Raw genomic sequence first — 14,173 nt, 5'->3', positions numbered from 1 at the left:
CAAGTTTTTTGCGCCTCAGCATAACGTGATCGCAGCCCTCCGCGAATGGATCGGCACAGCCGTTTCGAGCCGTGCCGATCCCGTTGGATTACTGCAGCGCCTTCTCCATCAGCCGTGCCAGACGTTCGGCAAAAGCGCGCGGATCGGCAGGCTTGTCGCCATCCAGCACGCGGGCCTGATCGAGCAAAAGGAAGGCGGCATCATCGCGCAGGGCCGGTGAATCGGCCTTGGCGGCAATGGCCTTGACGACAGGATGATCCATGTTGATTTCCAGGATCGGTTTGGCGCCGGACTGTAGACGGCCGGCGCCCTGCAAGATCTTCTCCAACTGGCGATCATAACCCTGCTCGGAGGCAACGAGGCAGACGGCGCTTTCAATCAGACGGTCGGATGCGCGCACATCGGAGACCTCATCGGCCAGCTTCTGCTTGGCATAGTCCAGGAATGCCTGGACTTCGGCGGGCGCGCTTTCGCTTTCAGGCTTGTCTTCGTCCTGCTTCTTGAACTGGGCAAGATCAGCAGAGCCCTGCGTAATCGATTTGAAGCTCTTGCCTTCAAATTCCGGGGCGTTGGTCACCCAGAAGCTATCGACGGAATCGGTCAGCAACAGGACTTCGATGCCGCGGGCACGGAAACCTTCAAGCTGGGGCGAAGCCTTCAGCTGCTCCAGGCTGCCACCGACGAGATAGTAGATCGACTGCTGGCCTTCCTTGGCATCCTTGATGTAGTCGGCAAGCGAGCGATAGCCGTCGCCCGACGTCGTGGTGCGGAAGCGCGAAAGTGCCAGAAGCTGAGAACGACGTTCGAAGTCCTCATAGATGCCTTCCTTGATGAGACTGCCAAAATTCTCCCAGATCTTCAGGAAGGCGTCATGATCGCTCTCCGCCTGTTTCTCGATCGCCGTGATGATGCGATTAGTCACACCCTTGCGGATCGCCGTCAGGATCGGGCTTTCCTGGATCATCTCGCGCGAGACGTTGAGCGGCAGGTCCGACGTGTCGACCAGCCCGCGCACGAAGCGGAGATAGCGCGGCAGCAATTCGGCTTCATCGGTGATGAAGACGCGCTTCACATAGAGCTTCATGCGGCCCTTGCGATCGGGATCGAAGAGGTCAAAGGGCTGCGAGCCAGGCACGAAAGCGAGCGCTGAATATTCATGGCGCCCCTCAGCGCGGAAATGCACCGTCAGCGCCGGCTCGTCATACTGGCCGGAAACGCCGCGATAGAAATCGGTATATTCCTCGGCCGTGATATCGTTCTTCGATTTCGTCCAGAGCGCGGTGCCGTCGGTGAGCTGCGTCGCTTCCTCGCCGGGCTTTTCGGCGATCTTGATCGGCACCGGCACATGGCCGGACTGTTCCTTGACGATGCGCTCGACGCTCCAGCGCGAAGCGTAGCTCTTGGCATCTTCCATCAGATGCAGCGTGATGCGGGTGCCGCGCGCCGGCGCTTCGCTGACATCGACGGGCGCAACGCTGTAGCCGCCCTTGCCATCGGAAGACCAAAGCCAGGCATCTTCCGCACCGGCGCGCCGCGAGACGACATCGACGCGGTCGGCCACCATGAAGCAGGAATAGAAGCCGACGCCGAACTGGCCGATAAGCTGCGCGCCCTCGCCCTGCTTATTGGCCTCGATGCGCTCCATGAAGGCGCGCGTGCCGGAACGGGCGATCGTGCCCAGCGCCTCGATCATCTCGTCGCGGCTCATGCCGATGCCGTTATCTTCGACGACGAGTTTGCTGCCATCGGCGTCGAGCGTCAGCAGGATGCCGCTGTCGGGATCGTTCGCAAGCAGGCCGGGCTGCGCGATCGCCTCATAGCGCAGCTTCTCGCAGGCATCGGCCGCATTCGAGATCAGCTCGCGCAGGAAGACATCCTTGTCCGAATAAACCGAGTGAACCATCATATGCAGAAGGCGGGCAACGTCGGCCTCGAAGACGTGGCTCTCGGCGGTCATTTCTGCGGCGGTGGTTGTCATATGCGTCTAGTCTCCTGGGAATGTTGAACGTCGCGCCGAACAGGTGGCGGAAGACGAGGGAAATTTCAAGCTTGCGTTGTCATGCCAGACTCAAAATGGGCGAATGGCCTTTCTTTCACGGTTAGAAATCATCGGTCCGGCAATGTCTGTATTTGGATCTATCATGCAGGATTGACATCTGTACGGCGCAGCTGCGGCGCGGTGCCGCAGGGATTGCCATAAATTTGGCGGAGGCCGGGCCAAGATCGAAATCGTCGCATCGACAGGTTTCGAAGCCATTCGTTCGAAAACCCGTCGGAGATGTTCTTCAAGCAAAGGAGACCATTGTGCAAACCCTCCGCAATACACTTCTCATCGGCGCTGGTCTTATCGCCGCCGCAGGATTGGCGGGTCAGGCATTCGCTCAGCAGAAGACCGAGCAATCCGCCCAGATGCATCAAATGACGGTCCGCTTGCCGGACGGCTCACTGGAGGTGATCCGCTATAGCGGCGATCAGCCTCCAGTTATATCGTTTCGAGGCAATCCCGATGCGGCTTCCTCCCTCATTGCCGCCTTCGATCCATTCGACGACGCCTCGCCCTTCGCCGACATGGAGCGCATCTCGGCCGCCATGGATCGGGAGATGGCGGCCATGTTGCACAACGCGCCGCTCTTGGCGCAATGGCCCGATGGCGCGGATAACCTCACGAAGATAGAGCTCTCCCGCCTTCCTCCAGGTGCTCAGGGATATACGATGATTTCTACGACATCGGGCAAGGGCACCTGCACGCGAACCATGCAATATTTCAGCACGGGGAGCGGCAAGCCGCAGGTCAAGACAAGCAGTTCGGGAAGCTGCGGCACGCTGCGGGGCTCGGGGGCCACGCCCGCGCACGCCATTGCGCCACAGCCGTCATCCAAGCGCCAGCCCTCCGGTATAATCGAGGCCTCTTATCAGCCGAATTCGAAGACGATGAGAACGGCAGGGCTGTTCTAGGATAAGGTTCCGGCGCAGGCAGCTTCAATATTGGCAGATTCGACATCGCAAACGGGATGCCCGAAGAGGGCATCCCGTTTGCTTTCGCGTGCATGCCGCTCTCCGTGCGGCAACCACACGGAGATTGCCATCCAAAAGGTGTTGCTGTAATAACTTGAGTATAATTTGAAGGATTAAAGCGGGAAAGCGACGCCGGAAGCTGCGAATGACGTTTCAACCACGAATGCAAAACAAGATCGGAGGCTTTTCCGTGATCGGCGGCATGCATCGCCGCCGATGGAACGGCATGGTTGCCGACATCTGGAACGTCAATTGCGCGGCACAGGCCGGCGGGTACTATGTCGCGAGGGACCCGCGGCTTTTCATCCTGCTGGAGCAGCGCGGCCCAGGCACGACCAATGTCCGCCCGTCGCCACGCGCACAAGGCCGGCTGCAGAATTACGATAGCGGACGCATCTCCTACATTCCCGCTGGCATGGAGCTCTGGGTCGACATGGCAGGCGTCGAGTTCGTGCGCCACCTCGATATTCATTTCGATGCTGGCATTGTCAGCCAGCGCCTGATGGAACATATCGACCCGGCGCGGCTCGACCGTCCGCAGCTGCATTTCAACGACCCGCGGGTGATGGCGCTTGCCGAGCTGATCGCGGCCGAGTGCGAAAACCCCGAGCCGCTGCACGATCTCTATGGCGACGGCCTGACACTTTCGCTGTTGATCAATGTTCTGCAACTGCGCGGCACCCGGCCCCGCAAGCGCAGCGGTCTCGCCACCTGGCAGCTGCGCCGTGCGGTGGACTATATCGAAGAGAACTGCACGCGCGCCATCCGGCTGGAAGAACTGGCCGAATTGACCGGCCTCTCGCAATCGCATTTCAGCCATGCCTTCAAGGCGTCCACAGGTGTGCCGCCGCATCAGTGGCAAACGCAGGCCAGGCTCGAAAAGGCCAAGCATCTGCTCCTGAACAGCGAGATGCCGCTAACGACCGTCGCCGTCGAAACCGGCTTTGCCGATCAGGCGCATTTCACCCGCGTCTTCCGAAAGAATGTCGGTACCGCGCCGGCGAGTTGGAAACGCAGCAAGCTGGCCTGAAAACCACAGTCTGCGAGCAATTGTATCTCTCGCGGAGAATTGCCCAAAAACATTCAATTTTCCCCGTTACAGACAAGCCGCGCCGGTAAATATGAGTTAACTCCTCACCTTATTGAGGGATCGGCTGTCATAGCCGAACGGGCGCAAGAATTCGGGACAAATAGCGGAAATGCAGGGATTGAAGCAGGACGTATCGCGGGCGCGGCTCATGGCGACGGGCGTAGCCATTTTGGCACTTCTGGCAGGCTCTCAGGCCAACGCGCAGGAAAAGCCGACCGAGCTGCAGCCGTTGGTCATTCAAGGCTCGCAAGAGAAGAGCGAAGCCAGCGGCACGGCCCCGGTCAAGGGCTATGTCGCCAAGAAGACCACGGCGGGCTCGAAATCCGACACGCCGATCACCGAGGTGCCGCAATCGGTTTCTGTCATCGGCCAACAGGAAATGCAGGATCGCGGCATCACCAACCAGGTCGACGAGGCGCTGCGCTACACGCCGGGCGTCACCACGCAGCCCTTCGGCAATGACGGCGATACTGACTGGTTCTACATCCGCGGCTTCGATGCGACGCAGAGCGGCGTCTTCATGAATGGCCTGACGCTCTACAGCTACGGCTTCGGCGGCTTCCAGATCGATCCGTTCATGCTCGAGCGCGTCGAAGTGCTGAAGGGTCCGTCCTCCGTACTTTACGGCGGCTCCAATCCCGGCGGCCTCGTCAACATGGTCCGCAAGGAGCCGACCGACGATCCCTATTATTATACTGAGATCGGCATCAACAATCTCGGCAACGCCTTCGTCGGCTTCGACTTCTCCGACAAGCTTTCGGCCGACGGCGTCTATCGCTACCGCCTGACCGGCAAGATCGCCGGCGGCGACACCTATAGCGACGGCACCCACGATCTGCGCGGCTTCATCATGCCGCAGGTCACCATCTCGCCGGACGATTCCACCAAGCTGACCGTCTTCGGCATGCTGAGCGGTCTTGACGAAATCCACAGCGGCAATGGCTTCTTCCCCTATGTCGGCACCGTGGTCGATGCACCCTTCGGCAAGATTAAGCGCGATGCCTTCTATGGCGAACGCAGTATCGACAATCTGAAATATGCCCAGCAGATGCTCGGCTATGAATTCTCGCATGATTTCGACGGCGGCTGGACCGTGTCGCAGAATGCGCGCTACGGTCACCTCTACAAGCGCGAGGAAGGCCCGTATCTGAACGGCTATGTGGATGGCAATCCGCTCAGCCCAGGCTACGACGATCCCAACTACATGCTGAACCGCATCGGTTTCTTCGAGCGCTCCAAGGTCGATACCTTCTCCGTCGACACCCGTGCGGAAAACAAGTTCGACACCGGTCCCTTAAGCCACGATTTCCTGATCGGCACCGACTACTCGATCTACCGCCTCGACCAGATACAGGCCTGCTGCGGCTCCAACCCGATCAGCGCCATCAATCCGGTCTACGGCACCGCTCAAGGTACGAACTTCGTCTATCTCAACCAGGTGCTGACGCAGCAGCAATTGGGCGTCTATACGCAGGACCAGATCCGCTTCGGCGGCGGCTGGCTGGTGACGCTCAACGGCCGCTACGACTTCGTCGACACCAATTCCGATGCAAAGGTCGGCACCACCTACAGCTCGAACGACAGCGCACCGAGCGGCCGCGTGGGCCTCGCCTACGAATTCGCCAACGGCATCACGCCCTATGTCAGCGCCGGCACCTTCTTCCGGCCGCTGGTCGGCACCAGCGTCACCGGCGGAGGGCTGCTTCCGGAAAAGGGCGAGCAGTACGAAGCGGGCGTCAAATACGAGCCGGACTTCATCGACGGCCTGTTCACGGCGTCCATCTTCCAGATCGATCGCAAGAACATGGCTCTGACCGATCCTGTCACCTTCCTGCAGCGACAGGTCGGCGAGGTCCGTTCGCGCGGCGTGGAATTCGAAGGCAAGGTCAATCTGGACGAAAACTGGAAGCTGCTCGGCTCCTACTCCTATACCGATCTCGAAGTCACCAAGGACCTGGACTCCTCCATCGTCGGCAACTCGCCCTATCTGGTGCCGAACTCCACGGCGTCGCTCTGGCTCGACTACGCCTTCACCAGCGACGCCCTTGACGGCCTTAGCATCGGTGCCGGCGTGCGCTACCAGGGCAAGTCCTGGGCGGACCAGGCCAACACCCTGCGCGTGCCTTCGGCAACGCTCTTCGATGCGGGCATCCGCTACGAGAAGAAGGGCTGGGGTGCAGCGCTCAACGTTTCGAACCTGTTCGACAAGGAATATGTCTCGGGTTGCGCCGGCGAGAACGTCTGCGGCTACGGCGAAGCGAGAACCGTTACCTTCAAGCTCAGCAAGAAGTGGTAAGTTGATAATAAAGGTATACTTTGTTTTTCAATGATGGCAAGGAACCGGGGATTGCTGCAAGGCAATCCCCGCACCGATTTGAAACCAGAGGCGACGCCAGCATGACGGCAAGAAGCGCTCACAGGCTATCACGTCGGCAACTGCTAGCCATGACGGGTGCCGCTGCGCTTATCGGTTTGACGCCAGCGCGCGCCACGACGAGCCGACGTGTCGCGACGCTCGATTGGGCCATTCTGGAAACCCTACTGGCGCTTGGCGCCAATGTGGTCGCCGGCACCGAGCTGCTGCAGTTCCGAGACCTTGCCGTCACGCCGGCTATTCCCGCTGATGTCGCCGATCTCGGGCTGCGCGGAACGCCGAATTTCGAGGTCCTTTATGCCGCCAAGCCTGAGCTGATCCTCAACTCCAATTTCTATGCCTGGGCCGACGATCGCCTGCGCCTGATCGCCCCGGTCGAGAGCCATGCCGTCTATCGGCCAGGAGCCAGCCCCTACCGGCTTTCCGAAGAGATGACGCTTGCGATCGCAGAGCGGCTCGAGCTTCCGACCGGCCGTGCGCTCGTCGAGGCCTTGCGGCAAAAGCTGGAGGCCTATCGCGTCAGCTTCGGCAAGGGCGATCATCGCCCGATCCTGCCGATCAACCTCGGCGACGCCAGGCATTTCCGCGTTTTCGGCTCCGACAGCATGTTCGGAGAGGTCCTGGCCCGCACCGGGCTTGCCAATGCCTGGCCGGACCTCACGAGCTATTCGGCGACCGCGCCCGTTGGCATCGAGCGGCTGGCCGCCATACCGGACACGTGGATCGTCCTGATCCCGCCACATCCCGCCGAAGCCTTGGCCGAACTCCGGCAAAGCGCATTCTGGAAGGCGCTCCCGCCGGTACAGCAAGGCCGCGTTCTCCTGCTCGGCTCCATCAATCCCTATGGTGCGCTGCCCGCAGCGGAGCGCTTCGCCGATCTGCTTGCGGGAGGGCTCGCCCGTGCATGGAATGGCTGATCGCCGCATGATTGCCAGAGACATGATTGGCGGGGATAGGCCGCTGATGCGCAATGCCACCCTGCTTGCTGCCGTCTGCATCCTTGCCTTTGCGGCGCTCGTCTTCCTGCGGCCGAAGCTTGCCGCGGATACGCCCGATGCTGCAGCGCTCAATCACATCCTGCTCATCGATAGCCTGCTGCCGCGCTCGGCGATCGCGATCATCGCTGGCGCAGCGCTCGGCCTTTCCGGCGCTCTGCTGCAAAGGATCTTGCGCAACCCGATCGCCGATGCATCGACCCTTGGGATCGCCGCCGGCTCGCAGCTGGCGATGACGATCGCCGTTGGCCTCTTTCCGCTTCTCCTCGGCTTGCCGCGGGAAATGTCCGCCTTTGCCGGCGGGCTTGCGGCTGTCCTGATCGTTCTTGCTCTGAGCTGGCGTCGCAGCCTCGATCCGGTGACTGTAGCACTCTGCGGCATGATGGTGACATTGGTCGCGACCGCACTCAGCGTCACCATCATTCTTGCACGTGGCGAATACGCCATGTCCGTCTTTATCTGGGGTGCGGGCGCGCTCAATCAGCAGAGCTGGGATGGCGTCGTCACGCTTGTCCCTCGCCTTGCTATTGGCTTTGCAGCAGCCCTCCTACTCGTTCGCCCGCTCACGGTCATGAGCCTGGACGATAATAGCGCAAAGAGCCTCGGCCTGGCCTTGCACGGCATGCGCTTTACTGTTCTGGCACTCGCCGTCTGGCTCGCAGCCTCGGTGACGGCGCAAGTCGGCATCATCGGCTTTCTCGGCCTTGCAGCGCCGCATCTGGCAAGATTTTGTGGTGCACGCGGCACCAGGCAACTGCTGATTGCCGCGCCGCTTGCCGGCGCCGGGCTGTTGTTCCTTACGGATTGCGTCGTCCAGCTTCTGTCGCCGGGATTTACCGATCTCGCCCCGACAGGGGCGGCGACCGCACTTCTCGGCGGACCGCTCCTGTTTCTACTCTTGCCGCGCCTGCATTCGCGCAGCGCACCGCACGCCGATGGCATCCCACCGGCACGGCGAAACCTTGCCGCTCCCGGGCGGGCGCTTGTCTTGCTCGCCGTCGGCTTCATTCTTCTGCTGGTCTTTGCTCTGTCGGTCGGACGCGGCATCGAGGGTTGGCAGGTGGCGCTCGGCAGCCGGTTCTCGGAGCTTTTGCCTTTTCGCCTGCCACGCACTATCGTTGCAGCGACTGCCGGCGCGATGCTGGCCGCAGCCGGCTTCATCATGCAGCGTCTGACCGCCAATCCGCTTGCAAGCCCCGAGGTCCTCGGCGTCAGTGCTGGCGGTGGCGCCGGACTGACGGCGGCCCTCTTCCTGTTCGTCTTCCCCTCGCCCGCCATCACCATCACGGCGATGACGCTCGGAGCGTTGATTGCATTCCTTACCATCATGGCATTCAGCGCTCGCGGCGGCTTTGGTTCGGAGCGTCTGCTGCTCTCCGGCATTGCGATCGGTGCGCTGTCGATGGCGATCGTCACGATCGTTCTTTCGCGTGGCGACTTGCGCGGTTATCTGCTACTGAGCTGGCTGTCGGGCTCCACCAACCGCGCCGGCTCCTTCGAGGCCTGGACCGGTGTCATTTCGGCCGCCCTCCTCATACCGGCATTGCCCGTCCTGCGGCGGTGGTTCGACATCCTGCCGCTTGGCGGCGACGTCTCCCGCTCCGTCGGCCTGTCGGTCGCGGCAAGCCGGTTGACTTTGGCGGTACTGGCAGCCCTCCTGACCGCGATCCCCTCTTTCCTCGTCGGCCCGCTTAGTTTGACAGGGCTGATCGCGCCGCATCTGGCCCGCCTTATCGGCTTCCGCGAGACGGTCAAGCAATTGCTGGCCAGCCTGCTGCTTGGCGCCATGCTGCTCGTGCTGGCCGATTGGCTGTCGCGAATGGTGATCTTTCCCTACGAGGTTCCCGTCGGTCTGTTCGCAGCCCTGATCGGCGGCCCCTATCTCATCTGGTTCCTGACCCGCAAAGAGACTAAGCAATGATGCATGCCAGGGATTTCACCGCTTCCGGCGTGGCCACACATAAGGATGCCGGCCTGCTGCTGGATCAGTTCTGCGCGCGGTTTGCCGAGCATGTCACTATCACGCGGAGCGAGGCCGGAGCCCGCCTCGACACCGTCATCGGCAGCGCCGACATCGCCGTCAGCAGCGATCGCCTCGACATCAAGCTGCGCTGCCCGACAGCGGCGATGCTCTTCACGATCCGCAGCATGGTCGCCGAAAACCTGTTCGAACTTTCCACCGGCAACACGCTCGCCCTCAATTGGGCCGATGGGCCACAACCATCAGCCATACCGAACTTCCGCCAAATCAGGGTCGCCGATGCCCACGATATCACCCCGCATATGCGCCGCGTCGTCGTCGCGACCGATGATGCCGGGCATTTCGTCGAGGGCGGCATGCATGTTCGCCTGCTCATTCCACCGAAGGGTCGCGAGCCGGTCTGGCCGCATACGGAGCCGGACGGCCGCATCCATTGGCCGAAGGGCGATGATGCACTGACCATCCGCGCCTATACAATCCGCAGCATCGATCTTGCCCGCGGCGAGATGAACATCGATTTCGTCGTGCATGAAGGTGACAACGTTCCTGGAGCGAACTGGGCGATGACTGCCCGCCCGGGCGATCGCGCCGGCCTCATCGGCCCCGGCGGCGGCGGCGTGCCGACAGCGCGCAAGCTCATCCTCGCCGGCGACGAAACCGCGCTGCCGGCCATCGCCCGCATCGCGGCCTCCGTGCCTGCCGATGCCGAGCTGCGGATCTTTCTCGAGGTCGCCGGCAAGCAAGAAGAGCAGCCGCTGACATCAAGCGCATCGATGGATGTCAGCTGGCTGCATCGCAACGGCGCGGCCGCCGGGACGACCGATACGCTTGAACGCATTCTGCGCGACATCGTGCCTGCGGCCGATCCGGAGACCTTTGTCTGGGCCGCGTGCGAACAGAAGCAGGCCCGTGCCGTCCGCGCTTTCGTCAAGAGCGAGATCGCCAGGGATCCCGGCACGTTCAGCATAGCCGCCTATTGGCAGCGTTGATGAGGAAATAGTCAGAACAGGTCGAAGTAGCCCAATATTTAGGCTATGTTTTAAATCGCCCAATATTTCAGCGAGCAACACTTGTTCGCCTTGCTGCATTGCGCCATAAAGATGGCATGAGCCGTCTCGATCTGACCATTCTTGTGATCGATGAAAACACCATCCGGGCCTCGATCATCGAGGAAGGCCTGCGGGAGGCTGGTCATGCGCGGGTGACGGTCATCCATGAAGTGCAGGGCGTGGCGCGCACGATCGAGACACTTCACCCTGATGTCATCATCATCGATCTTGAAAATCCGAACCGCGACATGATGGAACATCTGTTTCAGCTGACGCGAACCGTGGGCCGGCCGATCGCCATGTTCGTCGACCGCTCCGATACGGCCTCGATCGAAGCAGCCGTCGAGGCCGGCGTTTCGGCCTATATCGTCGACGGTCTGAAGAAGGAGCGGGTCAAGCCGATCCTCGATATGGCGGTCAGCCGCTTCAACGCCTTCAGCCGATTGCAACGGGAATTGGCGGAGGCCAAGTCGGCGCTGGAGGAACGCAAGATCGTCGAGCGCGCCAAGGGCATCCTCATGAAGATGCGCGGACTTTCGGAAGATGAGGCCTTTGCGCTGCTGCGGCAGACGGCCATGAACGAGAAGAAGAAAATGTCCGAGATCGCGCAAAGCGTCGTGACGGCAGCGGGATTGCTGATGTGAGCGCGCTGAGACCAACCTCGTCCGCCACGCGCGCATGGGAGACATCGGAGTGAACATGAGAATGCAGGCAGCCCATTTCGCCAGTGCTCGCAAGGCAGGCAGTAGCAACCCTGCCGCGCCTGCGCGAATTGCAAGCGAAGGCCCGCGCACACTGCGTGCAGGCTTCATTCCACTGGTCGATGCTTCAGTTCTGATCGCGGCCGCGGAATTCGGTTTCGCGCGCAAGGAGGGAATCGCGCTCGATCTCATCAAGGATGTTTCCTGGGCCAATATCCGAGACCGGCTTGCCTTTCGTCAGTTCGATATCGCCCATATGCTCTCGCCCATGCCGGTCGCGGCGATGCTGGGGCTCGGCTCGAATCCCTCGCCGACGATTACGCCATTCTCGCTCGGCAACGGCGGCAATGCCATCACGCTGTCGACACGGCTCTTCGAGCGCATGTGCAACGACACCGGCCTCTCCGACCACGCCAGCGCATTGGAAAATTCGCAGGCGTTCGCAAAGGTGGTCGGCACGATGAAAGCACGCGGCGAGCAGCCGCCGACACTCGGCATGACCTATCCGTTCTCATCGCATAACTACGAGTTCCGCTATTGGCTGGCCGCCGGCGGCATCGATCCCGACCGGGACGTGAAGCTTGTCGTCGTACCGCCGCCGCTGACTTCCGATGCCCTTGCGGCCGGAGCAATCGACGGCTTTTGTGTCGGCGCGCCATGGAACATGGTCGCCTCCGAGCGTGGCGTCGGCCGCATCGTTGCCGCCAAGCAGGACATATGGCCCTCGGCGCCGGAAAAGGTGATCGGCATGCGCCCGGAATGGGCAGAAAGCCACCCCGAAATCGTTTCGCGCCTCATCGTGGCGCTCGACGCGGCAGCGCGCTGGTGCGACAAAGCAGAAAATCATGATGCCCTTGCCGAAGCACTTGCCGATCAGCGCTATATCGCAGCGCCTGTCGGCATTATCCGCCACGTGCTGGCGGGCGAGTTCAATCTCGACGCCAAGGGCAATCGGCGGGTGATCGACCGATATTTCAGCTTTCATGCCGGCTTCGCCAATTACCCGCGCCCGAGCCTGGCCCTGTGGATATTCAGCCAGATGGTGCGCTGGGGGCAAAGCGCGCTTTCCAAGCAGAACATGGCGATGGCGGCTTCCGCCTATCGATCGGACCTCTACCGGCTAGCCCTTGGAAACGAGGCCTCGCCCGATGACGCAGATATCCGCATAGAGGGCGACAGGGATGGCGACCGCTTCATGGACGGTCACGTTTTCGATCCCGCAGACCTGGCGAGCTATATCGACGGCTTCGCGGTGAAGACGACGAGTGCGGCGCAATTTTCCGCCGACGATATTTAGTCGGCGGCTCTGCACTGCACAGAATAAACGCAGGGTTCCAGGCAGGATGGCAACCATCCGCCCAAAATTTTAGCAGCTTCAGCATTCGCACACAAAACAGCCAAGGCCGGTATTAACTGAAATAATTACATGATTTCAGTGCATTAACAACAATATCGAAAACTGGCACGCAGCTTGCTTATCTAGTTTCGCTTCGGTCAACGGCGATCGAAGCACGCAATGCGCTGATAACGCGCTCGCAAAGACATCGACGTCGCAAGGTTCTTGCCCCGAGGATTTCCTTCCTGTCCCGGGCTGCATCGACCGAGCGGCGTTTTTTTATGTCCAAAATCCACGCGTCACGAGCAAAACAAGGGGAAACTGCAAGTGAAGAAGATCCTGTCCGGTGGTATTACGCGCCGAAACCTTTTGAAGACATCCGCCACGGCAGCCCTGATCGGCGCCGTCAGGACGGCTTTCCCCTCCGGCGCCTTCGCAGCAACCGCCGGACCTGAAGTGTCGGATGTGAAGCTTGGTTACATCGCGCTAACGGATGCCGCGCCGCTGGTCATTGCCAAGGAAAAAGGCCTGTTCGAAAAGCATGGCCTTTCCAACGTCGATGTGGCCAAGCAGGCATCCTGGGGTGCAACCCGCGACAACCTCGTGCTTGGCGGGGCGGCAAACGGCATCGACGGCGCCCATATTCTCTCGCCGCTCCCCTATCTCATACACACCGGCAACGTAACGCAGAACAACCAGCCCGTGCCGATGGCGATCCTCGCGCGTCTCAATTACGACAGCCAGGGCATTTCGGTCGCAAAGGAATATGCGGAAACCGGCGTGCAGCTTGACGCATCCGGGCTGAAAGCCGCCTTCGATGCGAAAAGAGCCGCAGGCAAAGAGATCAAGGCGGCCATGACCTTCCCGGGCGGCACGCATGATCTGTGGATCCGCTATTGGCTGGCCGCCGGCGGCATCCATCCCGACAAGGACGTCTCGACCATCGTCGTGCCGCCGCCGCAGATGGTGGCGAACATGAAGGTCGGCAACATGGACGTCTTCTGCGTCGGCGAGCCTTGGAACGAGCAGCTCGTCAATCAGGGGATCGGCTTTACAGCCTGTACGACCGGCGAAATCTGGAAGGGCCACCCGGAAAAAGCGCTCGGCATGCGCGCAGACTGGATCGAGAAGAATCCGAATGCCGCCAAGGCCCTGCTGATGGCGGTCATGGAAGCCCAGCAATGGTGCGACAGCATGGATAACAAGGAGGAGATGGCGACCATCCTCGGCAAGCGGCAATGGTTCAACGTGCCGCCAAAGGATGTAATCGGCCGCCTCAAGGGCGACATCAACTACGGCAACGGCCGGATCGCCAAGGGTACCGATCTTTACATGAAGTTCTGGAAGGGCGGCGTTTCCTATCCCTATCATAGCCATGACGCCTGGTTCATTGCCGAAAACATTCGCTGGGGCAAGTTCGCTCCCAATACCGACATCAAGACGCTGGTCGGCCAGGTGAACCGCCAGGATATCTGGCGCGACGCGGCCAAGGATCTCGGCGTTGCCTCAGCCGATATTCCCGCATCGACCTCACGCGGCAAAGAGACCTTCTTCGACGGCAAGGTTTTCGATCCCGAAAACCCCACTGCCTATCTCGAAAGCCTCTCGATCAAGGTGGCGTCGTGATGGTCG

The 14,173-nt window shown here is 61.1% G+C and carries 10 protein-coding genes; 9 read left to right on the top strand and 1 reads right to left on the bottom strand.

Going from position 1 to position 14,173, the window contains the following annotated elements; genetic code table 11:
• Positions 1–88 precede the first annotated feature (88 nt).
• Positions 89–1,978: a molecular chaperone HtpG gene (gene htpG / locus PH552_RS17380; protein ID WP_183764060.1), complete on the bottom strand. Its 1,890-nt coding sequence runs from the start codon at positions 1,976–1,978 to the stop codon at positions 89–91.
• 326 nt (positions 1,979–2,304) lie between these two features.
• Between htpG and PH552_RS17375 the strand changes: the two genes are divergently transcribed.
• The 9 genes from PH552_RS17375 (at position 2,305) to PH552_RS17335 (ending at position 14,167) form a co-directional block, all read left to right on the top strand.
• Positions 2,305–2,955, top strand: coding sequence for a hypothetical protein (locus PH552_RS17375; RefSeq protein WP_183764057.1), 651 nt, complete (start codon positions 2,305–2,307; stop codon positions 2,953–2,955).
• A gap of 205 nt (positions 2,956–3,160) precedes the next feature.
• Positions 3,161–4,045, top strand: coding sequence for an AraC family transcriptional regulator (locus tag PH552_RS17370; RefSeq protein ID WP_183764054.1), 885 nt, complete (start codon positions 3,161–3,163; stop codon positions 4,043–4,045).
• A gap of 169 nt (positions 4,046–4,214) precedes the next feature.
• Positions 4,215–6,401 (top strand): TonB-dependent siderophore receptor, encoded by a 2,187-nt coding sequence (locus tag PH552_RS17365; protein ID WP_285166197.1) that lies wholly within the window; start codon positions 4,215–4,217, stop codon positions 6,399–6,401.
• Positions 6,402–6,502: 101 nt separating this feature from the next.
• Entirely contained in the window at positions 6,503–7,396 is an 894-nt protein-coding gene (locus PH552_RS17360) for an ABC transporter substrate-binding protein (RefSeq protein WP_112342314.1), read from the top strand.
• Positions 7,397–7,403: 7 nt separating this feature from the next.
• Positions 7,404–9,395, top strand: coding sequence for a Fe(3+)-hydroxamate ABC transporter permease FhuB (fhuB, locus tag PH552_RS17355; protein ID WP_112342494.1), 1,992 nt, complete (start codon positions 7,404–7,406; stop codon positions 9,393–9,395).
• A complete protein-coding gene (locus tag PH552_RS17350) occupies positions 9,392–10,444 on the top strand; it encodes a siderophore-interacting protein (RefSeq protein WP_112342315.1) in 1,053 nt (350 codons plus the stop codon). The genes fhuB and PH552_RS17350 overlap by 4 nt, the downstream gene beginning before the upstream one ends.
• Before the next feature lie 116 nt (positions 10,445–10,560).
• Positions 10,561–11,148: an ANTAR domain-containing response regulator gene (locus PH552_RS17345; RefSeq protein WP_112342316.1), complete on the top strand. Its 588-nt coding sequence runs from the start codon at positions 10,561–10,563 to the stop codon at positions 11,146–11,148.
• A gap of 55 nt (positions 11,149–11,203) precedes the next feature.
• A complete protein-coding gene (locus tag PH552_RS17340; RefSeq protein ID WP_245430361.1) occupies positions 11,204–12,502 on the top strand; it encodes a CmpA/NrtA family ABC transporter substrate-binding protein in 1,299 nt (432 codons plus the stop codon).
• Positions 12,503–12,868: 366 nt separating this feature from the next.
• Complete coding sequence (locus PH552_RS17335; RefSeq protein WP_183764051.1) at positions 12,869–14,167, top strand: CmpA/NrtA family ABC transporter substrate-binding protein; 1,299 nt, start codon at positions 12,869–12,871, stop codon at positions 14,165–14,167.
• Positions 14,168–14,173: the final 6 nt, after the last annotated feature.

The sequence above is a fragment of the Rhizobium aureum genome (genome assembly GCF_030182495.1).
Lineage (GTDB): Bacteria > Pseudomonadota > Alphaproteobacteria > Rhizobiales > Rhizobiaceae > Rhizobium > Rhizobium tropici_C.
This window is presented reverse-complemented; position numbering and strand designations above follow the sequence as displayed.